This window comes from Prochlorococcus marinus XMU1408, assembly GCF_003208055.1.
GTDB classification, from domain to species: domain Bacteria; phylum Cyanobacteriota; class Cyanobacteriia; order PCC-6307; family Cyanobiaceae; genus Prochlorococcus_B; species Prochlorococcus_B marinus_A.
In genome coordinates, this window is record NZ_QJUE01000005.1 from 286,533 (window position 1) to 311,931 (window position 25,399).

20 protein-coding genes are annotated in these 25,399 nt (G+C 38.3%); 5 read left to right on the top strand and 15 right to left on the bottom strand.

Annotated features, from left to right (window positions below):
• Positions 1-14: 14 nt before the first annotated feature.
• The 13 genes from DNJ73_RS07990 to rpsT all read right to left on the bottom strand — a co-directional run bounded on the left by DNJ73_RS07990 (position 15) and on the right by rpsT (position 16,023).
• Positions 15-434, bottom strand: coding sequence for a ferredoxin (locus tag DNJ73_RS07990; RefSeq protein WP_158467175.1), 420 nt, complete (start codon positions 432-434; stop codon positions 15-17).
• Between the two features lie 15 nt (positions 435-449).
• Entirely contained in the window at positions 450-842 is a 393-nt protein-coding gene (locus DNJ73_RS07995; protein WP_158467176.1) for a DUF1257 domain-containing protein, read from the bottom strand.
• Positions 842-1,045 carry a DUF2997 domain-containing protein gene (locus DNJ73_RS08000; RefSeq protein WP_158467177.1) on the bottom strand — a complete coding sequence of 68 codons (204 nt, stop codon included), beginning with the start codon at positions 1,043-1,045 and terminating at the stop codon, positions 842-844. Before DNJ73_RS08000 ends, DNJ73_RS07995 begins: the two co-directional genes overlap by 1 nt.
• 89 nt (positions 1,046-1,134) lie before the next feature.
• Positions 1,135-1,944: a HEAT repeat domain-containing protein gene (locus DNJ73_RS08005; RefSeq protein ID WP_158467178.1), complete on the bottom strand. Its 810-nt coding sequence runs from the start codon at positions 1,942-1,944 to the stop codon at positions 1,135-1,137.
• A 24-nt stretch (positions 1,945-1,968) separates the two neighbouring features.
• Positions 1,969-2,094, bottom strand: a complete 126-nt coding sequence (locus DNJ73_RS10240) for a hypothetical protein (RefSeq protein ID WP_257473430.1) — start codon at positions 2,092-2,094, stop codon at positions 1,969-1,971.
• A 65-nt stretch (positions 2,095-2,159) separates the two neighbouring features.
• A complete protein-coding gene (locus DNJ73_RS08010) occupies positions 2,160-3,911 on the bottom strand; it encodes a sodium:solute symporter family protein (protein ID WP_158467179.1) in 1,752 nt (583 codons plus the stop codon).
• Between the two features lie 29 nt (positions 3,912-3,940).
• A complete protein-coding gene (gene rlmN, locus DNJ73_RS08015) occupies positions 3,941-5,020 on the bottom strand; it encodes a 23S rRNA (adenine(2503)-C(2))-methyltransferase RlmN (protein WP_158467180.1) in 1,080 nt (359 codons plus the stop codon).
• Complete coding sequence (locus DNJ73_RS08020) at positions 5,017-5,169, bottom strand: high light inducible protein (protein WP_158467181.1); 153 nt, start codon at positions 5,167-5,169, stop codon at positions 5,017-5,019. Before DNJ73_RS08020 ends, rlmN begins: the two co-directional genes overlap by 4 nt.
• Positions 5,170-5,234: 65 nt before the next feature.
• Complete coding sequence (locus DNJ73_RS08025) at positions 5,235-9,344, bottom strand: DNA-directed RNA polymerase subunit beta' (RefSeq protein ID WP_158467182.1); 4,110 nt, start codon at positions 9,342-9,344, stop codon at positions 5,235-5,237.
• Positions 9,345-9,388: 44 nt separating this feature from the next.
• Positions 9,389-11,296: a DNA-directed RNA polymerase subunit gamma gene (locus DNJ73_RS08030; protein WP_158467183.1), complete on the bottom strand. Its 1,908-nt coding sequence runs from the start codon at positions 11,294-11,296 to the stop codon at positions 9,389-9,391.
• Between the two features lie 41 nt (positions 11,297-11,337).
• On the bottom strand, positions 11,338-14,625 hold the full coding sequence (gene rpoB / locus DNJ73_RS08035; RefSeq protein ID WP_158467184.1) for a DNA-directed RNA polymerase subunit beta: 3,288 nt from the start codon (positions 14,623-14,625) through the stop codon (positions 11,338-11,340).
• Between the two features lie 260 nt (positions 14,626-14,885).
• On the bottom strand, positions 14,886-15,677 hold the full coding sequence (locus DNJ73_RS08040) for a TatD family hydrolase (protein ID WP_158467185.1): 792 nt from the start codon (positions 15,675-15,677) through the stop codon (positions 14,886-14,888).
• A 49-nt stretch (positions 15,678-15,726) separates the two neighbouring features.
• The gene (gene rpsT, locus DNJ73_RS08045) at positions 15,727-16,023 is read right to left on the bottom strand and encodes a 30S ribosomal protein S20 (RefSeq protein WP_158467186.1); all 297 of its coding nucleotides are present in this window, start codon (positions 16,021-16,023) and stop codon (positions 15,727-15,729) included.
• Positions 16,024-16,139: 116 nt separating this feature from the next.
• Here rpsT and hisD point away from each other — a divergent pair, with 116 nt between their 5' ends.
• The gene (gene hisD, locus DNJ73_RS08050) at positions 16,140-17,489 is read left to right on the top strand and encodes a histidinol dehydrogenase (RefSeq protein WP_158467187.1); all 1,350 of its coding nucleotides are present in this window, start codon (positions 16,140-16,142) and stop codon (positions 17,487-17,489) included.
• Here hisD and rpiA read toward each other — a convergent pair.
• Positions 17,476-18,186, bottom strand: coding sequence for a ribose-5-phosphate isomerase RpiA (rpiA, locus tag DNJ73_RS08055; protein WP_158467188.1), 711 nt, complete (start codon positions 18,184-18,186; stop codon positions 17,476-17,478). The genes hisD and rpiA overlap by 14 nt on opposite strands.
• Positions 18,187-18,222: 36 nt before the next feature.
• Positions 18,223-19,368 carry a trypsin-like peptidase domain-containing protein gene (locus tag DNJ73_RS08060; RefSeq protein WP_158467189.1) on the bottom strand — a complete coding sequence of 382 codons (1,146 nt, stop codon included), beginning with the start codon at positions 19,366-19,368 and terminating at the stop codon, positions 18,223-18,225.
• Between the two features lie 179 nt (positions 19,369-19,547).
• Here DNJ73_RS08060 and DNJ73_RS08065 point away from each other — a divergent pair, with 179 nt between their 5' ends.
• From DNJ73_RS08065 to infB, 4 genes are read left to right on the top strand one after another with little or no spacing between them, the layout of a single operon-like run.
• Positions 19,548-20,018: a ribosome maturation factor RimP gene (locus tag DNJ73_RS08065; protein WP_261792597.1), complete on the top strand. Its 471-nt coding sequence runs from the start codon at positions 19,548-19,550 to the stop codon at positions 20,016-20,018.
• Between the two features lie 55 nt (positions 20,019-20,073).
• On the top strand, positions 20,074-21,513 hold the full coding sequence (nusA, locus tag DNJ73_RS08070; RefSeq protein WP_158467191.1) for a transcription termination factor NusA: 1,440 nt from the start codon (positions 20,074-20,076) through the stop codon (positions 21,511-21,513).
• Complete coding sequence (locus tag DNJ73_RS08075; RefSeq protein ID WP_158467192.1) at positions 21,510-21,785, top strand: YlxR family protein; 276 nt, start codon at positions 21,510-21,512, stop codon at positions 21,783-21,785. The genes nusA and DNJ73_RS08075 overlap by 4 nt, the downstream gene beginning before the upstream one ends.
• Before the next feature lie 59 nt (positions 21,786-21,844).
• On the top strand, positions 21,845-25,396 hold the full coding sequence (infB, locus tag DNJ73_RS08080) for a translation initiation factor IF-2 (RefSeq protein ID WP_158467193.1): 3,552 nt from the start codon (positions 21,845-21,847) through the stop codon (positions 25,394-25,396).
• The last annotated feature ends 3 nt before the right edge of the window (positions 25,397-25,399 follow it).

Below are 25,399 nucleotides of genomic sequence, written 5' to 3' on the forward strand. Positions count from 1 at the left end.
TGTGTATTTGAAAATCAAGTAACCGGTGGTAAACCTAAATTCCTAAAATTATGATTTTTTATAACTTCTTCCAATTTAATTAAGTCTTCAAAAGAGACCCATTCAATACAATCAACTGGGCAGGTGTCTACAGCTTCTTGAATTAGTTCCTCACTATCTCCATCCTGTCTAAATGCTCTTGCTCTGCCTTGTTCAGGCTCCATTGCAAAAGTATTAGTCGCAACTGAACTGCAATATGTACAACCTATACATTTCCTTTCATCTACCCATACAGCTCTTTCTCTTAATTTTCCACCCAATACGGGATCTCTACCATTGAGCTTAAATTCTTCATTGTTAGTAGCTTGAAATGCAGCTCTTGGATCATGATTATCAGTTGGTTGCTGGTATTCACGAGATTTAGTTTCAAAAGCTGCGCTAGGGTCAAAAGTCAATTTTAAATCTTAAAATTAAGAGTCCCAACGCGTAACTACTAATTCTATTGATCCATCTATATTTTGCTTTTGTTCAGAGACTTGGAATCCCTCTTGAGCGGTTGAATCAAGAACAGTATTTAAAGCATAACGTTGAGTAACTTGAGCTAAAAATCTTTCAACTGGTATTGATTGTTTCCAGAGGTCAAGATCAGCTACAAGTTCATATGATTTTGAACTTTGATTCCAACGGAATCCAATATCTGTTCCCTTACTCATTTGAACAGTCACTTCAGCTTTAACAGTTTGGCCTCTATAACCTCTTACTAAATTTTCTCCTTCATTAGGAACATGTCCTAAATCAATAAGAGCCTGTTTTAAAAACTCTTTCTTACGAAGTTGCGTTTTTACTGTGCTGAAATGTGACATCAGTGGATTTCTGCAGGGATAATCTGTTTTTGAACCTTTTCACGAATAAAGGTATCAGAGGTTGGTTCTCTCCGCTCAACGGTGCCTAAGGCATCTTCAAGCTTCTCTGTTAAATCAATACATGCTTCACCAATAAGACCTTCGACGGTTTCTTCAACACGTCCATCTTGTCGGATTTTAAAGCGCAGTGTGCGTTGTGGCATGTAATAAAGCCCTTAAGTCACTGATGATATAGAAAAAAAGTATAGATTCGCGAATTATTAATTACAACGAAGTGTTTTTGTACCAAAAATTAAACCAATTGACCATCATCAATTAATGCTTTTAACCTTGCTTTCACCCCTGGATTATCCAATTGCTCCAAAGCTGTCCTAGCTTCGTACCGTACAGAAGGCTCTCTATCATTCAATAAAACAGAAATAAAAGTTTCTTCTATCTCGATTTTGATTTCCTCACTCAATAGACTGTAAAGGCGTCCAAGAGACCAAATGCAATTACTTCTAACAATTGGCTCACCATCAACTTGTAAACTTTCAAGCAATTGATTTGCTGCGGGTAGAGAGCTTTCTGCTGAATTAAGTCCAACCTCCGCTAAAGAGCTCGATGCCCACAATCGAACAGCCGCAACATCTTGTTTTAAGGCGTTAATTAGGGGCTCAAGGACAGGGGCATCTGAGTAATTTCCAAGACTCCAAGCTGTAGCTTTTCGCACATAAGCATTACTATCAAACCTCAATAAATGCAATAGTAGATCGATAGCTTGTGGGCAAGGATTTCTACCTAAAGCATAAACAGCACTCATCCGCACAACAGGAGAGGGCTCTTCAAGTAAAGGGACTAGAAAAGGAAGAGCTCTAGGATCTCTATGTTCGCAAAAGACTCTTAGCCCCTGCAGTCTCTCTTCATTCCCAGATTGAAGCCAATTCAAAGCAAGATCACATTCTTTTGATGCATTAACCAAATCTTCGTCAGTTTTATCTAATTCAATTTCATCTAATGGATCTCCTGCTAATTGAGCTGCTAATTCTCTAGCCAAAAGATCAGGATCTATGGCTAAATTAGCCAAACCTTCTTTACTTAATTTTTGATTTGCATCATTCATAGCTCTGACTGAAGAAGAGCAAACTTAATTAATTGGTGCTGGTGCAAGCATATCCCCAGGCAGCCATATACGAGCGCTGACTGCTAAAAAAGCAACACCAAAAAGCGCAACGATCAAAATAGGAAAAAGAGTCGTTCGTAAAAAACCCAAGGTTGCAATCTAATTAGTTCTCTATTCTGCTCTAAATTTTGACCATTTGGCTATTTTGGGTCAACTTATTTAGTTATTAATCTTGTTTTCTTGATTAAAAATACACAACTAACTGCAATAAACAGAGCAATCCAACCACTACTTTCTTGATGTAATAAAAAGGCTCCAATACTAATTAAGCCACCATATAAAATTCCTGACCCTAGAACGAAGCGAGAACCGAGCACTAAGAGAGAGTCAACAGGATCAAGATTATATTTTTGTCTTATTTTTCTCCAACCAGGTCCTGGTGGTTTTACTTGTTTAACAAATTTACTAAGTGTCTCATCTGACTCAGGTTCGGTAAAAAGTAGGGTTAACAGCCAAATTACAGCAGTAAATGAAGTTGTGAAGAATAGCCTTGTTCCAAAATCTTCAATCATGAAATATGGAGATACTGATGTTATTAAGCCAATAAAAAAACCACTCAACATTGCTGAAAGTTCTGCCAGAGCATTAATTCGCCACCAAAACCACCTCAATACAAGAACTGCGCCTGGACCCGTTCCTATCGCTATAACAAGCCTAAACATTGAACCAATACTATTACTAAATAAAGCTGTTATAACGCCAATTAAAAGCAATAAAATACTTGCAAACTGACCTACAAGAACCATTTCTCGGGGACCAGCCGAAGGTCGCAAAAATCTTTTATACAAATCATGAGCGAGATAACTTGCCCCCCAGTTAATTGAAGTACTTACGGTACTCATAAATGCGGCGACCATTGAAACAACAACTAATCCAAGGCCAACAGGTGGTAAATAAGTAACAGCTAGATTTGGATAACTTAATTCCCAATCTGTTTGTGAAGGCAAGAGAACTAACGCAGCCAATCCAACTAGAATCCAAAGCCAACTTCGAATAAGATAATTAACAATTAGAAAAATTATGCCTGCTAATGTTGCCTGTTTTTCATCTTTAGTAGCCAATAAACGTTGAATAAATTCTCCGCCACCATCGCTACGTCTAAAACTCCACCACTGCAAAGAAATAAAAGCTAAAAAAGTAGTAATACTTATTTCAGTACTATCTAGCCAATTAATACCGTCTCTATTCAACGTCCATGGAAATAAAGAAAGTAGTTCTGGTCGATCTAACGCCTCTAATTTAAATAACAAATCATTCATCCCGCCTGAGGCATCAAGTGCCACGTAGCTAACAGCAAACGCACCTAAAAGAGCTAACAATAGTTGTACAAAATCATTAACCACTACTGCCCAAAGACCACCAAGAACAGTGTAAATAAGCAAAAATAAAGCAACTAAAATCATTAAAAATATCGTGTCAGTAAATATACCGAATACAATATGTCCATCTACCACTCCAAATGCTTCTGCGACCTTACGCATTGCTAAAAAAGCATAACCAATTCCAATACAATTGATTGGAACAGAAAGTAAAAAAGCTTTGATACCTCTTAAATAAGCTGCTGCTTGACCCCCATAACGCAATTCAGTAAATGCTGCGTCAGTCAATACTCCACTACGCCTCCAAAGTGGAGCGAATATAACCGTCATGGCAACATGTGCAAGTCCAAAACTCCACCACTCCCAATTTCCTGCAAGGCCTCGTGTCCCAATAATACCTGCTACATAGAGAGGCGTATCAATTGAAAATGTTGTAGCAGCCATGGACATCCCTGCAAGCAAACCATTTAAGCGACGACCAGCAACAAAGTAATCTGCTTCATCGTTATTTTTTAGTGAAATATAAATTCCTAACCCCAAGGAAAATATTAAATAAAGAAATAAAATAAACCAGTCAATAAATGTCATAAGAACTCACAAGTAAATTCTTTACTTGCTTAATTGATATTCATTGTATCGATTTTTCGCCTCCTTAATTGACCACATGCTGCATCCTTATCTCTACCTCTACTTGCACGAACACTTACAGCAACACCTTTGTTTTCTAATAATTCTCTAAAACTGCTCACTCTTGATTGGCTTGGTCGTTTAAAACTCTCTTCAGCGATGGGGTTATAAGCTATCAAATTAACATGGCTCTGAAATCCTTTCATGAGATTAGCTAATTGTTCTGCATGAATATCTTTGTCATTCAAGCCTCCAAGAAGGATATATTCAAAACTTACTCGTCTACCAGTAAGTTCTATATATTTCTTACAGTCTCTAAGTAATAATGTTATCGGATAAGAACTAGCAGAAGGAATTATTAATTCACGCAAATTCTGATTAGGAGCATGAAGACTCACTGCGAGGGTGAATTTAACTCTACCTAATCGCTCTTGAGCTAATTTTGCTAAATCTGGGAGAGTATCAGGTATTCCAACTGTACTGACGGTTATTTTCCTTTGCCCAATACCAATATCATTTGTGAGGCATTGAATAGAATCTAAAACATTATGAATATTAAGAAGTGGCTCCCCCATACCCATAAAGACAACATGAGTGGGCCTTCTATTCATTGTTTCTCTGACACTTATAACTTGATCAACTATCTCATTAACATCAAGAGATCTATTAAGACCTCCCTTCCCAGTGGCACAAAACCTACAACCCATAGGACAGCCTATTTGACTTGAGACACAAACAGTAAGTCTTTTATCTGTTGGTATTCCAACTGTCTCTATAATTTCCCCATCAAAGGTCCCCATCAATAATTTCAATGTCGAATCTTCGGCAAGAACCCTTTTAATTTCATCGAGTCTCCCAATCTTTATGCCTTTATTTTGTAGAGAATCTCGCCATTTCTTTGGAAGAACAGTAATTGAATCTAAATCTTTTGCACCTCTTTGATAAATCCATTCATAAATCTGCCTACCACGAAAAGCTTTTTCGCCTTCCTGTATGGCAAATTCTTCAAGATTTTCTGAACTTAATCCAAGTAAAGATGAATTACTTGAAAAATGAGGAAAATTTGTCACCAATTCATCAAACCATGCCCCAATTTAAATTCCAAAAGAACTAATGCAATAAAACCAATCATTGCCCATCGACCATTCACACGTTCAGTATGCGTATGAAATCCGTAACGAGGCAACTTACGCTTAGGAATTACAGGTGGTTCAATCATCTGGCAACTTTTAAATAGAAGAATTAAATGTTAGATAATTTAGAGTCATATTGTAGAAAATTCACTTATTCGTCAGAAAGCAAACCTTCTTCTTGCAGTCCCTCCAACGCGGCTGGATCTGGCATTTGATCTTCGGATGACTCATCATCACCAGTTGGACGAGCGAATGCTGCAAAATTACTCGTTGTAGGATCGATTCCATGTCTACTTCTAGTTGCCTCTAAATCCTCTTCACTAGGATCATCTAAAACAGAAGTATTCTTAGCTACTGGAGATGAAGGCATATCAACAGTATAGTCAGGTCTAAGGTTTTGAATCCTTCTGTAACCTGCAGGATCTTCAGCCAAAATATCTGGATGAGGACCTGCTTCGGCATTTAACTCTTCAACAAAACCACTGAAACCAGTACCGGCGGGTATCAGACGACCAATAATCACATTTTCCTTAAGTCCACGAAGCCAATCCGACTTGCCTTCAATGGCAGCTTCTGTCAAGACTCGTGTTGTTTCTTGGAATGAAGCAGCAGATATAAAACTATCAGTATTAAGTGATGCTTTAGTAATACCAAGTAACACAGGCGTGAATTCTGAAGGTGCACCTCCAGTAATTGATATAGCCTGATTAGTATCTTCAACTTGCCTAAGCTCTATCAATTCTCCTGGCAAAAATGTAGTGTCCCCCGCATCTTCGATTCGTACTTTACTTGTCATCTGACGAACTATTACCTCAATATGTTTATCATCTATGGCTACACCTTGTGACTTATAAACATTCTGAACTTCACTAACCATCCTATGCTGAAGTTTAGCTATTGCCTCTTGAGCCGCATCCATTAGAGGTTTTTTATCACGCAAATCTGTAAAGAAACATTCCAAAAGTTCATGAGGATTTACAGGGCCATCAGTCAAGAACTCGCCAGCAACAACTTGCTGGCTATTTCTAACCATCACATTGCGTCCAAGTAGAATTGGATATTCAGTTATTACATCATTATCCTCAATGATAGATACAATCTTAGAATCATCGTCATCTCCTTTTTTGATATCTACTGTTCCAGATTTTTTACACAAAATCGCTGAATCTCTGGGTCTACGTGCTTCAAGTAACTCTTCGATTCTTGGTAAACCTTGAACAATGTCTCCTGTTTTCTGCCTTTCAAAAACCAACAAAGCTAAACCATCACCTCTTTGTACTAGATCCCCATCACGAACATGAAGAACTGAATCAGGAGAAACCATATAAGGTCTACCAAGACGCAACTTCACTTCCTTTCCATCAATCTTCTCTATTTCACCACAAGCGCCTATTGGTTGGTCTTTTGATACGAAGTCTCCATCTACTACTCTTTGTCCAACTTTTAGTAGAGAAGTACCTGTCGAATTTATAGAGATTGTATCTTCGTCTCTTTCAACAATAAGGCGACGAATCGGATCGCCATCAATAGCATCAGGCAATTGAACAATACCTTCTTGTTTACACAATATCTGAGTTGTTGCAACAACGTCACCAGCTAAAACATTTTGAGCATTTTCTATCTGTAATTCAGTATGTGTTGAGCCATGGCTTGAATCAGAAGTTGTATCTCTTCTAACTAAAATACTTTCTAGAATTACTAATTTTAATCTTTCAATGCTCTCTGAATTTGAGTCTTTTAATACTTCTACGTCTACAGTCATTTGTGGCGTAGTATCAAATGTCTCAAGCATCAATTGAGTTTTAAGCAATTCAATGCCTTCAACAGATTTAATAAGCTCACCATCCTTAAAAGCAAGTCTTTGAGATGCTTTAATTCCTAGTGATGGACCTTTTGGTTGTTTAACATGCTCTAGCTCGGGTAGTTGTGCTTGATCAGGAATAGTGTATTCCTCCACAGGTCTCATTAAAAGGCCTTTCCCCTCCGGTGTCTCAACTGATTGAACCATAACCATTGAATCAGTCTTGATACCTTTTGCGATTGTCTCACCAGGATTAACTATCTGCCCATCACCCTCAAACCTATCAAGTGCTTTACTTTCTTTGCATAGCTTGAAAGTACCACTTCTGACTATAATCTCTCTGAGAATATCATTTTTCTGAGTAACTGTAACTATTCCAGCAGTCTGACTAAAGATATCCTTTACGACCTCAGTCCCAGCTTCTATCCATTGACGATCTTTAATCATCAACAATGAAATATCTTTGTTAATTTCATGAGTTTCTTGAGGAATCCATAGAAGAGTTCCCCCTTTACTGACTTCATAACCATTCTTTGCCGATCGAGCTTTCTTTATTGTCAATCCAGGAGCATATTTAACAATTCCTCCTGTTTCAGTTTTAAACCGATCATCTGCTAACTCTGCAATTACCTCGTTATTTCCAATTTTGCTTCCAGGAATGGTATTTAACCTATACCTTGTATTATCTTTGGCTTCAAGATGCCATATTTCACCTGAATGAGTTGATTCTTCGAGTAATTTAAAATCATTTAGAGTCATCGAAGTAGTTACTATTTGGACTTCTCTTGAATCACCAATAGAGTCTCTAAGTCTCACTTCACCTCCAAATTCACTCGCCTGGCTTGCTTCAGCTAAAACTTGTCCTTTAGTGACAGGGACATTACCAGATACAACTGGCCTTGCATTGGGAGGTAAGTTATACACGTCACCTGCTAAGACCCAAAGTCTTCCAAGTCTTTGAGCTTTAAGTGTTATGTTTCCTTGTCTATCTGTAACCTCTTTTGGTTGGATAATTGATTCATATCTAACTTGACCAGCTAAATCACAGATCACATCCTTAGTAGCCTTTTCAACGCTTTTTTGTACAGCTCCTGTAGCAATCTGAGCAACAGTAACATCTATATCTATGTCCTGACCATTATCTACAAAAAGTAGGGAACCATTAGGTATATCAATTTTCTGAGGCTTAACACCACCGGAAGGTACAATAGTTAGGTTGAAATCAACTTCCGCTTGTTGAGCCTCAACACCATGTGGAGTTCTATAACCTCTTACACGTGCCTTAGAACCAAATTGAACTTTTCCTGAAATAGTAGAGCGGACAACACCAGTCTCTGCTGTTGAAACCCCACCAGTATGAAAAGTCCTCATTGTTAGTTGAGTTCCAGGCTCACCAATAGATTGGGCTGCAACAATTCCTACTGCTTCGCCTAAATCAACTAATTGATTATGAGCAAGTGCCCAACCATAACACTTGCGACAAACTGATCTGGTCGCCTCACACGTTAGAGGAGATCTAACCCTGACACCTTGAATGTGAGACTGTTCAAATTTCTTTGAAAGCAGTGGATCAATTGGAGTATCACGTTCAGCTAAAATTTCTTGATCTTCATTGACTACTTGTTCGGATGTCAATCTTCCAACAAGTCTACTTCCATATTTACCATCCTCAGAATTTATTAAAATTGATCTTGTAGTTCCACAATCCTCTTCTCTAACAATTACATCTTGAGCGACATCAACCAATCGTCTAGTTAAATAACCAGAGTCAGCAGTTCTTAGAGCAGTATCAACTAGACCTTTTCTAGCTCCATACGACGAAATAACATATTCAGTTACTGTAAGACCCTCTCTAAAATTAGTTCTAATTGGCAAGTCAATTATCTCACCCTGAGGATTTGCCATTAATCCTCTCATACCAACTAGCTGACGGACCTGAGACATATTGCCTCTAGCTCCTGAATTAGCCATCATCCATACTGAATTTAAAGGGTCGTTTTGATTGAAATTCTTTTTAACTGCATCTACCAATCTTTCATTAGTCTCTGTCCAAGTGTCTATAACTTTTGTATGCCTTTCTACCTCAGTAATTTCTCCTAACCTATAACATTCTTCCGTAGCCGTTATTTGTTCTTCCGCCTGGCCAAGTAAGTCTTGCTTCGCTTCTGGAACCTTTAAATCATCAACAGAAATTGAAACGGCTGCTTGAGTTGCATACCTAAAACCAAGATCTTTAAGATTATCTGCCATTGCAGCAGTTGCTGCTGTTCCATGATTTTTGTATGCCCATGCAACCAAATTTTTCAGGCCTTTCTTGTCAACTACTTTATTTCTAAAAGGAGGGGGAGTTTTTGAAAGCCTTTGAAAAGCTTTCATGGCTGCTGCTTTTTTTGCTTTAGAGCCTCTTTTTGCTTTTGATTTAGAAGAGGATTTACGAGTTTTAGGAGATGAAGAAGTCATGACAAAAAGCTATTAAAGAAAAAGTAAAAGATTTGTTCTGAGAGTTATGAAGTAGCTGCTACAGCGTCAATAATTGTATGATTCATGACAACACGACCAACTGTAGTCAAGATGTAACGGCTAATTAAACTGCCGTCTTCATCTAAACGGTCTCGTCTAAATGTCCATTCCTCAATACGAGTTCCATCTTTCAAAGTCTCTAACTTATGCGGTTTCTGAAGTTCATCATCATCCTCAACTTCACCAGAGAATCGGACCCATACCCAATCATGTAGATTTATTCTTTTATCTTCGAGAGCTTTTATTACGTCTTCAAGTGAGGCATATGTTTGTGAATAATCCCCAAACTTAGGCTGATTTGCCTGAGGTTGAATTGCAGTGAGGTAATACGAGCCTAAAACCATATCTTGTGAGGGAGTAACAATTGGATCACCAGTTGCGGGGGAAAGAATATTATTACTCGCTAACATCAACATCCTTGCTTCTGTTTGCGCCTCAATAGCTAAAGGCACATGGACGGCCATTTGATCTCCATCAAAATCAGCGTTAAAAGCTGGACATACCAATGGATGTAGCTGTATCGCTCGACCAGCAACTAATTTAGGCTCAAAAGCTTGGATACCTAATCGGTGCAAAGTAGGGGCACGGTTGAGAAGAATTGGATGTCCGTCTATAACTTCCTGTAATACCTGCATAACTTCATCGTCAGCTTTCTGAATCAATTTCTTTGCAGCCTTGATGTTGTTAACAATATTCTGACGAATCAATCTGTGAATTACAAAAGGTTGAAAAAGCTCTATTGCCATTTCTTTTGGCAATCCACATTGATGCATTTTTAATTTAGGGCCAACTACAATTACAGAACGGCCAGAATAATCAACCCTTTTCCCAAGTAAATTTTGTCGGAATCTACCTTGCTTACCCTCAATAATGTCGCTCAATGATTTCAAAGGACGATTATTTGCACCAACAACTGTTCTTCCTCTTCTACCATTATCAATTAGTGCATCCACAGCCTCTTGCAACATCCTTTTTTCATTTCTTACAATGATTTCTGGTGCCAAGATTTCTTGAAGACGAGCAAGACGATTGTTCCTATTGATTACTCTTCTATATAAGTCATTTAAATCTGATGTAGCAAATCTTCCTCCATCCAATTGAACCATAGGTCTTAAATCAGGAGGGATTACAGGTATCGCATCTAAAACCATCCATTCTGGACTTGCACTAGTAGCTATAAAATTATCTATAACCCTTAACCTTTTTATAAGCTTAGCTCTTTTTTGACCTTTACTTGTTGAAATTTCTTCTCTCAATTGCTCAGCAACTTCTTTTAAATTTAAATCTTCAAGTAATTGTTTTAAAGCCTCTGCACCTATTCCAACAATAGGTTCATTCTCAATAGTTGAATCCTCAGCATAAATCTCATCTTCAATTTCAAGCCATTCATCTTCTGTTAGTAGCTGTTTATATTTAAGATCCTTACTATCACCTATATCTAAAACAACATAACAATTAAAGTAAACGATCTGCTCGACATCTCTTAGAGGCATGTCTAATAAGATAGCTACATAGCTAGGGATCCCTTTTAGATACCAAACATGTGAAACAGGAGCAGCTAATTTTATAAATCCCATTCTATGTCTTCTTACACGACTTTCTGTAACCTCAACGCCACACCTTTCACAAACAATTCCACGATGTCTGACTCTTTTATATTTCCCACAATGACATTCCCAATCTTTTGATGGACCAAAAATCTTTTCACAAAACAATCCATCCATCTCTGGCTTCAACGTTCGATAATTAATTGTTTCAGGCTTTGTAACTTCACCTACAACCTGACCGTTGGGCAAAGTTCTTTGCCCCCATTCCATTACTCTTTCAGGTGAAGCTAATTTAATTTTGACGTAATCAAAATGATTTTCTGTGCGTAGATTGCTATTGGTCATGAGAAATTAGGGTGTTTTGATGAGTGTTCAGATTGAGTCGATTACTCCTCGTACTCTTTACCTAATGATTCATAGGTAGGTCTACTTGGCGTGCTTCTTCGAGGATTCACATCTTGCATTAGATCAACCTCTTTCCCATCATCTGTATAAACTCCAATATCTAATCCCAATGACTGAAGTTCTCTCATCAAAACTTTGAAAGATTCTGGCGTCCCAGGCCTTGGGATTGGTTTACCTTTAACTATGGAATTAAGAGCTTCGTTCCTACCCTGCATATCATCAGACTTCACAGTTAAGAGTTCTTGCAATGTATATGCTGCTCCGTAAGCCTCTAGCGCCCATACTTCCATTTCTCCCAATCTCTGACCTCCCTGCTGAGCCTTACCACCAAGAGGTTGCTGAGTTACCAAAGAATAAGGTCCTGTAGATCGAGCATGAATTTTATCGTCAACTAGATGGACAAGTTTAAGGAAATGGGCATAGCCAACTGCAACTGGTTGATCAAAAGGCTCACCAGTTCGACCATCTGTTAGAAGCAACTTACCAGGGTCCTCAGGGTTAAAAACCCATGATTTCCCTGGCTGCTTCGCAGCTTCTTTTAAGTAAGCTTGAACAGTCTGATTAGACATCTCTGGTCCATACATCTCATCGAATGGGACGACTTTTACGCGACAATTCAAGTTGGAAGCCGCCCATCCCATCAAGAGTTCAAATACTTGTCCCACATTCATTCGACTTGGAACTCCTAATGGGTTAAGGCATATGTCTACAGGTGTTCCATCAGGGAGATAAGGCATATCCTCTCTTGGAAGGATTCTACTAATAATTCCTTTGTTACCATGCCTACCAGCCATTTTATCCCCAACTTGAATCTTTCTACGTTGAGCCACATAGACTCTTACAACCATGTTAGCTCCAGGTGGTAGTTCATCACCTTGTTCTCTTGTATAGATTCTGACATCAACTACTCGACCTCTCTCAGTAGAGGGGACTCGAAGAGAGTTATCTCTAACATCTCTTGCTTTTTCTCCAAAAATAGCCCTTAAAAGTTTTTCCTCTGGTGGTTGATCTGATTCTCCTTTGGGAGTTACTTTTCCAACAAGAATGTCTCCACTCTCAACAAAAGCTCCTATTCTGATAATCCCCATCTCATCAAGATTTCCAAGACTTTCTTCTGAGACATTTGGTATCTCCCTTGTTATTTCTTCTGGACCTAGTTTTGTTTGACGAGCTTCAATTTCATATTTTTCTATATGCACTGAAGTATATAGATCATCTGTAACTAATCTTTCGCTAACCAGAATTGCATCTTCATAGTTGTAGCCTTCCCATGGCATATATGCAATTAAAACATTTTGACCAAGGGCTATTTCTCCTCCCTCACATGCTGATCCATCTGCTAATACTTGGCCAACAATAACTTGATCACCGTTCATAACTATAGGCCTATGATTTAAACACGTATCTTGATTAGACCTCTGATATTTTTGTAAGTAATGAGTATGGTCATTTCCTTCTTCATCAGTAACGACAATTGCATTCGCATCGACATAAGTTACTGTTCCATTAACTTTTGAAATTGGAACCATTCCAGAATCTCTAGCAACTTGAGTTTCTAGACCAGTCCCAACAAGAGGTCTTTCTGGACGCAAAAGAGGAACTGCTTGTCTTTGCATGTTGGAACCCATCAAAGCTCGGTTCGCATCATCATGTTCAATAAATGGAATTAAAGATGCCGCTACTGAAATAACCTGCACAGGTGAAAGTTGGACATAATCAACTTGCTCGGGTGGAACAGTTTCAAAGTCTTGTCGATACCTAACTGGAACAAGTTCTGTCAATATTTTTCCTTCTTCGTCAGTAGCCACATCACCAGGGGCAACCCTGCACTCATCTTCTAAATCCGCAGATAAATAAATAGGATCTCCTTCTTTAATTAATCTTCCATTATCTACTTTCCAGAAAGGTGTCTCAATAAAACCATATTCATTAACTCTTGCGTGAGTAGCTAATGAATTTATAAGACCTGCATTTGGACCTTCAGGAGTTTCAATTGGACAAAGTCTTCCATAATGAGATGGATGAATATCCCTAACAGCAAACCCAGCTCTTTCACGAGTTAAGCCACCTGGTCCCAAGGCAGATATACGTCTTTTGTGAGTTAACTCAGCCAATGGATTAGTTTGATCCATAAATTGACTTAATTGACTTGAACCAAAAAATTCTTTAATTGCTGCTACTAAAGGTTTTGGATTAACTAATTGAGCTGGGGTAAGAGAATCTGTTTCCCCAACTGTCATTCTCTCCTTGATTATTCTTTCAAGTCTATTTAATCCAACTCGGACTTGATTCTGTAAAAGCTCTCCAACAGACCTTACTCTTCTATTACCTAAATGATCAATATCATCCAATGTTGCTCCGCCAACATCCAATTCTAAATTTATTAAATAATCTAATGTAGATAGAACATCTTCATTTGTAAGTGTCCGAATATTGTCTGGGATAGTTAGGCGTAATTTTTTATTAATTTTATATCTACCAACTCTCCCCAAGTCATAACGTTTTGGATCAAAAAATCTTGTTTGAAGTAACTGTTGACCTCCACTAACCGATGGAGGCTCGCCTGGCCTAAGTTTCTTATAAAGCTCTAAAAGAGCCTGATCTTCTGAACTTATACCCTCTTCATTTGCAGCATCAATTGACTTTTTATAAAACTCCGGATGTCTTAATTTATCTATTACATCATTATCGGATAAACCCATTGCCCTCATTAGGACATGTGCATTAATTTTTCTTGTTTTATCTACACGAACATGCAACAAATCATTTTTATCAGTCTCAAACTTTAACCATGCACCACGATTAGGAATAACACTCGCATTATAAGTTCTTCTACCATTTTTATCTTGCTCGTCTTTGAAATAGACTCCAGGACTACGAACAATTTGATTAACTATTACTCTTTCAGCACCATTTATTATAAAAGTTCCCCTTTCTGTCATTAAAGGTAGTTCACCTATAAAAACTTCTTGCTCTTTGATCTCTCCGGTTTCTTTATTAACTAAACGACAAGTCACGTACATCTGAGAAGCAAAAGTTGCATCTCTTCTTTTTGCTTCTTCTACATCATGCCTAGGGCGCTTAAGCTTGTACTCAGCTCCTATAAAATGTAATTCAAGCTTACCTGTATAGTCAGTAATAGGAGAAAAATTATCTAATTCTTCTATCAAGCCTTTATCCAAGAACCACTTAAAACTTGATCTTTGAACCTCAACCAAATCAGGCAGATATGTAGCTGCTTTGGCTACCTGAATCGCGCTTCTGCTCATTCGAGAACCTGCGTTTATATTTAGAGGACGGGGGGGGATGTCTTTACTTGTACTTTAGTAAAAGTAATTGAGCTCTCCTAAGTAAAAACAAAAAAACAATCTCCTAGAAGACTGAGCTATGAAATGAATTTACTTAATCAACGAACCAACTGACACTAAAGGTAGAACCTAATAAAGGCCAAGCGTAGATACCACGCTTTGCAAGACAATGTATAATTCTACACTCAAATCAGATAATTAACTAGGGCAAATTGAGATATTTAAGGCAACCCAAACAATTTCCTTGCATTTTGAGTGCTTTTTTCGGCAATTTCATAAAAGCTTTCACCTTTAAGCTCTGAAATTTTTTCTACTACATGCCTTACGAAAGAAGGCTCATTCCTCTTGCCTCTATGCGGAACAGGAGACAAGAAAGGACTATCTGTTTCAACAAGAAACCTTGTTGAAGGGACTTCTCTCGCACATTCATGGATATCAATCGCTTTTTTGAAAGTTACATTCCCGCTAAAGCTTATGTAAAAGCCCAGATCAAGAAAGTCTCTCATCTCCCGAAGATTTCCACTCCAGCAATGCATAACACCTCTCGGACAACAATTCTCTTCAGTAAGCTTCGAGAAGACTTCTTGCATCTCTTTAGCAGCATCTCTGCAATGAACAATTACTGGCAAATTCAATTCATAAGCAAGCTTTAATTGGGGCATTAAGATAGATAGCTGCTCACTCAAATTTTCTGCCTTGAAAAGATCAAGACCTAATTCTCCTATCGCAACGACTCTCTTATCATCAAGAGCTGCATTTTTTAAAACATTTAAAGTTTCAGGTCTCCAGTGATGAACATCTAATGGATGAACTCCAACTGAATACCTCATTTCGTGGAATTGATCAGCCAATGACTTGATAGCCGGTATTTCCGAAGGCTCTACACAAGCGTGTAATAAAGCTTTAACACCTTGGGATCGCCACCTTTCTGCAACTTTTTCTCTATCTTCATCAAAGTTAGAGAATACGATATGGCAGTGACTATCAATTATTGAACTTTTTTGATCGCTCAAGATAGAAAATATATTCTTCTTTGAATAATAAATCCTTTATTATTTTTTCTCAAACAACTTCCTTCAAAACTTTTTTAAGAGCAAGGCTAAGTCTAGATTTTTGATTAGCCCCTGTGTTCCTATGCAAAACACCTTTTTTAACGGCTTTATCAATTTTACTGAAGGCTAAATTGAACGTTTTTTGAAGATCTGCTTTAGATTCATCACCAGGTTCTTTTTCAAAGATCCCACAAGCAACAAAGCATCGCTTCATTAACGTGCGAACTGTAGATTTGTAATTTTTGTTTTCAAGGCGGTTGCGTTCCGCTATTTGAATTCGCTTTTTAGCTGAGTTGGTATTTGCCACGGAGGCTTGGTGTTTTAATCTTAATGTTATTCCACACTACCTCAAGACCATGAAGAAGATCTACATAAATCAAAATTAAGGCATAAGATAATCAAATTGAACCTATCCAAAAGTTCATGACGCAAATAATTAATAAAAATGCGGTTCAAAAAAACCTCTCAAAAAAATCAATTATAAAAATAGCTAACAATATCGATCAGGCTAAGCTTGAGCTGAAGAGAATTACTGATAGAACATCGGGAAACGTTCAAGACGAAGCCATAAAGGTAGTTAATGAAATACTTAAAAACGTATGCGAGAGGGGTGATGAAGCTCTTAAAGAATACACTTCTCGCTTTGATGGATTTATTGCGGAAGAATTGCAAGTACCATCAGATTTAATATTGAAAGCCTGGGAAGAGACACCTAAGGCTTTGCAAGATTCACTTTTATTAGCAAAAAAAAGAATTGAAAAATTTCATAGACTTCAAATTCCAAAAAATATCAATTACAAGGGGGTGCATGGAGAATCACTAGGGAGAAGATGGCGTCCAGTTGAAAAAGCGGGAATATATGTACCTGGTGGTAGAGCGGCATATCCAAGCACTGTTCTAATGAATGCTATTCCAGCATACGTAGCAGGAGTGAATCAAACCATAATGGTTTCTCCAGCCAACTCTAAAGGAGAACTAAACAAAACCGTTTTAGCTGCAGCACATATTACTGGTATAAACAAAGTTTTTCGTATTGGAGGTGCTCAAGCTATTGGTGCACTTGCTAATGGAACTGAATCGATTCCAAAAGTAGATGTAATTACTGGACCAGGAAATATATATGTAACATTGGCCAAGAAAAATGTTTATGGAAAAGTAGGCATTGATTCTTTAGCTGGACCAAGTGAAATTCTAATCATTGCTGATCAATCAGCAAAATTGGAACATGTTGCATCTGACATGCTAGCCCAATCAGAACATGACCCTTTAGCATCTGCAATACTAATAACTACCAATAAAGAATTATCGAAAAAATTACCAGCAGAACTTGAACGTCAATTAATCAATCATCCAAGATATGAAATATGCAAAAAGTCAATTATAGATTGGGGTTTAATAGTTCTTTGTGATGAATTAGAAGCTTGCATAGAGTTAAGTGATAGCTTTGCTCCCGAACATCTTGAGTTACTTGTAACCGATCCTCAGGAATTATCAAAAAACATCAGAAATGCTGGTGCAATATTTATGGGCTCATGGAGCCCTGAGGCTGTTGGAGATTATCTCGGAGGGCCAAATCATACCCTTCCAACTTCGGGTACTGCAAGATTTGCTGGTGCTCTTGGGGTGGAAACCTTTATGAAAAATACATCACTTATAGATTTCTCTCAAGAAGCTTTTGATGAAACTAAGCATGCCATAGTGCATTTAGCTAATAGCGAGGGGTTGCATAGCCACGCAGAATCAATATTAATTAGAGACTCTAAATCTTGCTAAGTGATTCAACAACAACTACTTCATTTTCAACTTTTCCAACTAAAACCTCATCTGTCAGATTTACAAAAAGTCCATTTTCAAGAACACCTGGAATGTTATTAATTTGACTTTCAAGTTGTTCTGGTTGATCAATACCATTCTGAAAGGTTAAATCAAGAATCAAGTTACCCTGATCAGTAACAATTGGTCCAGCCTTTTTCTGGGCCATCCTAAGTTGCCCTACTCCACCCAAATCTTCTAAGGTTTTTTTTACTTGTTTCCAAGCGGAAGGTAAAACCTCTACTGGCAACTTGAAATCAAGATTTAATCTTTCAACAATTTTTGTTGAGTCAACAACAACTATAAATTTTTTGGCCAAAGCAGCTACAAGTTTTTCTTGCACATGACAAGCGCCTCCACCTTTAATTAGCTGAAAGCTAGAATCAACTTCATCTGCTCCATCTATTGCAAGATCAATTTGTGAGACAGAAGATAGAGATTTAAGTGGTATTCCTAATTCGGCAGCAAGCACTTCGCCCTGAAAAGATGTAGTTACACCAACAACATCTTTAATTACTCCTGATTTTATTTTCTGAGCAAGAGCCTCAATCATCAATGCTGCTGTGGAGCCAGAACCCAGACCAAGAACCATCCCGTTTTGAATTTTGTCTACAGCAGCTTGAGCAACTGCATGTTTCATCTGAGTTTGGAGATCCATTTTTTCGTACCTTTTCGAGAGACAGTAGCAAAATATTTAGCTTATTCCCGGTAAAGCAGCAGGCTTAATAGAAAGATTAATTTCTTTATTATTTCTTAGAACTTCCAATTCAAAAGGCTTTCCTATTTGAGCATTCTCAACTTGCATTAGTAAAGTTCTTGGATCATTAATTGCATTCCCCTCTGCGTTAATTACAAGATCACCTCGTCTTAGGCCTCCTTCCTCAGCTGGACTTTGAGGAATAACAGATTGAACAAGTGCTCCTGATCTTTCAGGTAAAAAAATCAATGCATTTGGATCTTGATTATGTTCTTTAGCTATTCTTTCATTCAGCAAAACCAACTGCGCCCCAAGGTAAGGATGAATAACCTCACCATTGGCGAGCAGCTGATTAGTAACTTTAGAGGCTAGATTAATTGGAATTGCAAATCCCAATCCAGCCCCTGGTCCTGATCTCACCAAAGTATTTATTCCAATAACTTCTCCAATTGAATTGATCAAAGGTCCTCCTGAATTGCCAGGATTTATCGCTGCATCAGTTTGAATTAAATCCAATCTCTTATCTGAAAAGCCAAGAGTGTTTATATCTCGGTGAAGACTACTGACTATACCCAATGTGACAGTGCTTTCAAGCCCGTAAGGAGTTCCAAGTGCAATTGCCCAATCTCCAACTTGAATGTCTTCTGAATCTCCCAATTTTGCACTTTTTATACCAGAAAATTCTTTAATTTTTACTAAAGCCAAATCAGTTACTTGATCTGTCCCAATTACTTTTCCATCAACTTGGTTACCGTTTTGCAGAGTAATCATTACATGATCAACTCTTTCAACCACATGAGCGTTAGTAAGGATTAATCCGGAAGTGTCAATAATTACTCCTGAACCTTGTCCCCGCTCCTTTTGAGGGAAGCCCCCCAAGTCTCCTAAAAGATCTCTTAACAATGGGTCAAGTAAATCAGATTCAAATTCGTCTGCTTGAATTTCCCGTTCAATATCAATTCTTACTACCGATGGTGAAACCTTACTTGCAACATTGGCAACAAAACTATGCGATTCACTTATGTCAAAATCTTCTAAGGCTAATGCAGCTAATGGAGCAAACAAAAAGCAAAATAGAATTGAAGCAATAAAAAATTTTTTGGTCGTTCTCCAAATGATTGCTAACTTTTTAAAGCTGATCATAACGAGCCAAAACTTTCAAAAACAATAAGGTATATCAATCCAAAATAATAAGAACCCAATTTTAGAGGTAACCGAAACCTTTATCTAGTAATATTTAATTGCCTGACGGTACCTCTTTAAATAGAGGCAGGTCAAAACTTAAACCGCTCGGGCCGATCGCCCGAATTCGACTCTGCCTTTTGTCTAATCAAACCGTTACAGAATTGAGAGTTCTCGCAGCAAAGTCAGCATCTAAGAATGGCTTTGCTGTAAGTGATTTCAAGATGTTCACTCATCTAAATCCCTTATCAATTCAAGTCAATATTCGACACCAAAATCCTGACAAGAAAGTCACTATTGATGACTGCTCTATGCTTAGTGAATATATTGATGAAGCGATTCAAAATTCATCTATCATTAATCAACCTTTTACTTTAGAAATTAGTAGCGAAGGAGTTGGTGAAATCTTAACTAAGGAAAAAGATTTTCAAATTTTTAAAGGTTTTCCAATTGAAGTTACTTATCAGGATTTAAAAAAAATTGAACAAAAAACAACTGGTTTGCTTCTAAAAAGGTCAGATAATGATCTTCAAATAAATCAAAAGGGTAAAGTTCACCGAATCCCAGTCGAAGACGTTATTGAAGTCCGACTTACAACACCTTCTGGTTAAAATTTAGATATTAACTATCTAACCCAATCATTCTCATCTCTATATCCCATCATCGATGGCTCTTGTTTTACTCCCAGGCTTAAATAACTTAATTGAAGACATTAGTGAGGAAAAAAAACTTCCATCACAAGTTGTCGAAGCTGCTTTAAGAGAAGCACTTTTAAAAGGTTATGAAAGATATCGAAGGACTCTATACTTAGGTATCAGTGAAGATCCTTTTGAAGATGATTATTTTAGTAATTTTGATGTTGGTTTAGATTTAGAGGAGGAAGGCTACAGAGTTTTAGCAAGTAAAATAATAGTCGAAGAGGTTGAAAGCGATGATCATCAAATAGCAATAGCAGAAGTTATGCAGGTTGCTGATGACGCTCAAGTTGGAGATACAGTTGTTTTAGATGTGACTCCAGAAAAAGAAGATTTTGGAAGAATGGCTGCATCTACAACCAAGCAGGTATTGGCACAAAAATTAAGAGATCAGCAAAGAAGAATGATTCAAGAGGAATTTGCTGATTTAGAAGATCCAGTTCTTACTGCCAGGGTCATAAGATTTGAGAGGCAGTCAGTAATTATGGCTGTAAGCTCAGGGCTAGGGAGACCAGAGGTCGAAGCAGAGCTTCCAAGAAGAGATCAATTGCCAAATGATAATTACAGAGCAAATGCAACATTCAAAGTATTCCTCAAAGAAGTTAGTGAAATTCCTAGGCGCGGTCCTCAACTTTTTGTAAGCAGATCAAATGCTGGCCTGGTGGTCTATTTGTTTGAGAACGAGGTACCGGAAATACAAGAAGGTTCAGTGCGTATTGTTGCTGTTGCTCGTGAAGCGAATCCACCCTCAAGAGCTGTAGGTCCAAGAACAAAAGTAGCAGTTGATAGTATTGAAAGAGAGGTGGACCCAGTTGGAGCATGCATCGGTGCTAGAGGAGCTCGAATTCAGCAAGTTGTTAATGAACTTCGTGGAGAAAAAATAGATGTCATTCGTTGGTCGTCTGATCCGGTTCAATACATCTGTAATTCATTAAGCCCTGCAAGAGTTGAAGTGGTCAGACTTGTAGATCCTGAAGGACAGCATGCTCATGTATTAGTCCCCCCTGATCAACTTAGTCTTGCCATTGGTAGAGAAGGACAAAATGTAAGACTTGCTGCAAGGCTTACTGGATGGAAAATAGATATCAAAAATTCCCAGGAATATGATCAAGCCACTGAAGATTCAGAAGTTGCAGAATTAATTTCTCAAAGAGAAGAAGAAGAGTCGTTACAGAGAGAAGCTGAGAAAAGATTGGAAGCTGAACAAGCTGCTAGAGCTGAAGAAGATGCTCGATTAAGAGAGCTCTATCCCTTACCTGAAGACGAAGAAGATTTCCAAAATGATCAATTATCAGATATTGATCCAGATGAAACAGAACCTGAATCTGCTGAAAACAATATTGAAGAAACAACCGAAGTGTCTGATGATAGCGAAGATAAATTAATTCAAGAAGAGGAAGGAACCCGGTGAGTCAAAATCCCATTCTGCGGAGATGTGTAGCTTGCAAAAAAGTACTTGATCGCAAGTGTCTTTTAAAAGTTACTAGAGATTTTCAGAATGGAGTAGTTCTTTGTGGCGGGATGGGAAGATCAGCCTATCTATGTCCAACTGAATCATGCTTTGAGGTAGCTTTGAAGCGAAAACGATTACAAAAAGCCTTGAGATGTGAGATTCACTCAAGCTTTTTCAATATGCTCCAAAAACAACTTAATACCTGCATTGATTCAGATACTGAGGCATGATGTTCATGAAGAGAACACACCTAACTCAAAACCAAATCTAAAGTTCAAGTACAACATTAATGACCAGCAGCGGAAAAATCAGAATTTATGAATTGTCCAAGGACTTAAGCCTTGACAATAAAGATGTGCTAGATGCAGCTCGAAAACTTTCTATAGCTGCAAAGAGCCATAGCAGTTCCATTAGCAATCTTGAAGCAAATCAAATCAAAGATTTTCTAAAAAAAAGTACTGCCACAAAAGCAACAACAAATAAACCAAATAAAAAATTAGATAAAGAAATCCTTTCAGTTAAAAAAAATTCCACTAAAACACAAAAAAATCAAAAGACTGAAATTAAGGAAAATGCTTCTTTCCAATCAGAGAATTCAGATAAAAAATTAAATATACTCTCAAAGCCAAACCAAACTTCAGTTCAATCTCAAGAATCAACTTCATCTAATAATCAAAAGATTTTAAAAAACAAACTTACTGAAAATCCACAAGTAACAGCACCCTCTAAACCAAACAAACCTTTACCTCCCAAACCTAGAAAAGAAATAAAGCCAACTATTTCTAAGCTTGTACCCAAAACAGAGAGAAAGTCACAGCCTACCGAGCAAAAAACAGATCCTAAATTCAACAACCCTCCAAAAAATACAGAATTACCTAAAAAGCCAATAAATCAGCTTCAACCCAACTATCCCAAACAACCAAAGAGGCCGCTAGCACCACCAAGCAGACCACAAGTAAATATTCAAGAAAAAAAACAATCACAATTTAATAATCAGAAGCTAAAGCCAAGGACTAATCAAGATGAGATTTCTCCTAAAAAAGTTGGCCCAGGCAATTTTCAAAGAACCAAAAATCAAAACAAACAAAATTTAACTTCAAGAACTCCTCAGCCTCCAACCAAAGGTAATACTCTTGAATTAGTAGGTGCACCTATTCGAAGAGAAAAGCCTGTTATTAAACCTCAGGCAAACGAGGTAAGAAATAAACCATTAATGCCATCGAGACCTGGAGCACCAAAACAGCCAGTCTCATCAAACCGTCAAGGATTATCAAACCGACCCGGTTCCAGCAATCGAGGAGTAGGTCCCAGTCGACCTGGGGCGCCAAACCGACCAGGTCCTAACAGAGGAGTAGGAGTAAATCGACCTATTCAAGGTCAAAATCGTCCAGGGGCTAATAATCGTCCAGGTGGGCCAGTTCGTTCTGGACCTCCAAATAGAGGCGGGGGGCAAAATAGACCTGGAATTTCCACTAGAACAGTTGGTGGTCCAACTCGATCTGGTAATCGGACAGGTGTTCCATCTGGAATGAGAAAGCCAGTTGCACCAAGTGAATTGATGCAATTGCAAAAGCCCCAAGCCAGACCAAGTATCCCTCAAAGAAAATCTGATGCTGCCAATAGTCCTAAGCCGAAACGAGAAAACTCAACAGGAGCCCGACCTCCGGTAAATAGGCCCGCTCCAGCAGCACCTAAAAAGCCAGCACATAGACCAGGTGGAGCTACTGCTCCAAGAAGGACAGGAAGGCCAGACTGGGATGACAGTGCAAAACTTGATGCTTTAAGAAATAAATCGCCGCAAAAACAGCGTCAAAAAGTTCATATCATTGGAGAAAACGATGATGCTTTAACTTCAGAAACAAGCGGGTTCGCAGGGGAACAGCAAGCTGTCGTTCTTTCCGCCAGCTTGGCTCGACCATCAAAGCCTAAATCTGGCAAGAAAAACAATGGAAAGCCTTTAACTGCACTTAAAAAGCGTAAGAAAGAAACCACGCGTCAAAGGCAAAGAAGACGCGCCATGGAATTAAGGGCCGCAAGAGAAGCAAAACTTGTAAGGCCAGAAATGATTGTAGTTCCAGAGGATAATCTCACTGTTCAAGAACTAGCCGACATGCTCAGCGTTGAAAGTTCTGAAATCATAAAATCACTCTTTTTCAAAGGAATTACTGCAACTGTTACTCAATCATTAGATCTAACAACAATCGAAACAGTTGCTGAGGAATTTGGAGTACCTGTTCTTCAAGATGATGTTGAAGAGGCTGCAAAAAAAACAGTTGAAATGATTGAAGAGGGAGATTTGAAACACTTAATAAGAAGGCCACCTGTCGTTACAGTGATGGGCCATGTAGACCACGGAAAAACATCTTTATTAGATGCTATTAGAAAAGCAAGGGTTGCGGCAGGAGAGGCTGGTGGCATTACTCAACATATTGGTGCTTATCAAATTGAAACTGAACATGATGGATCAACTAAAAAACTAACTTTTCTTGATACTCCTGGACATGAAGCCTTCACAGCTATGAGAGCTAGAGGCACCAGGGTTACAGATGTAGCGATTTTGGTTGTAGCCGCTGATGATGGCGTTAGGCCTCAAACCCTTGAAGCTATTAGTCATGCACGAGCAGCAAAAGTCCCCATTGTCGTAGCAATTAACAAAATTGATAAAGAAGGTTCATCTCCTGACCGTGTAAAACAAGAATTATCAGAGCAAGATTTATTATCTGAAGAATGGGGGGGAGACGTTGTTATGGTTCCCGTTAGCGCAATTAAAGGCGAAAATATTGACAAACTTTTAGAAATGGTTCTTTTAGTAACTGAAGTCGAAGACCTACAAGCTAACCCAGATCGGTTGGCGAAAGGAACTGTAATAGAAGCCCACTTAGATAAAGCAAAAGGTCCTGTCGCAACATTACTAGTACAAAACGGCACGCTTAAGTCTGGAGATGTCGTAGCAGCTGGACCAGTCCTTGGCAAAGTAAGAGCGATGGTTGATGAAAATGGATCTAGAATTAAAGAAGCAGGTCCATCTTGTCCTGTAGAAGCTCTTGGATTCAGTGAAGTCCCAACAGCCGGTGATGAGTTCGAGGTATATCCAGATGAAAAAGCAGCAAGATCCGTGGTTGGAGAGCGTGCCACAGATGCTAGGGCAGCTCGACTTGCTCAGCAAATGGCCTCTAGACGAGTATCACTCTCTTCGATATCTGGTCAAGCAAGTGAAGGTGAACTCAAAGAATTAAATATCATCCTTAAAGCTGATGTTCAAGGAAGTTTAGAAGCAATACTTGGCTCATTAGAACAGCTCCCCAAAGACGAAGTCCAAGTAAGAGTACTACTCTCAGCTCCAGGAGAAATCACAGAAACTGATGTTGATTTAGCAGCTGCATCTGGTGCCGTTATTGTTGGATTCAATACTTCAATGGCCTCAGGTGCCAAGCGAGCAGCTGATGCAAATGGTGTTGATGTAAGAGATTACGATGTTATCTATAAGCTTTTAGAAGATATTCAACTTGCAATGGAGGGCCTGCTAGAACCAGAAATGATAGAAGAAAGTCTTGGAGTTGCAGAAGTAAGAGCAATATTTTCAATTGGAAAAAGTGCCGTTGCTGGTTGCTATGTCACAAATGGAAAAATACAGCGGAATTGCCGTGTGAGAGTCAACAGAGGCAAGCAAATAGTTTTTGAGGGCGATTTAGATTCTCTTAAAAGAAACAAAGACGATGTTAAAGATGTATCCACAGGTTTCGAATGTGGCATTGGTTGTGATCGATTTGCAAACTGGGAAGAAGGGGATCAAATAGAAGCCTTCAAACTTGTCACACAAAGAAGAAAATTAACTAACTAACTA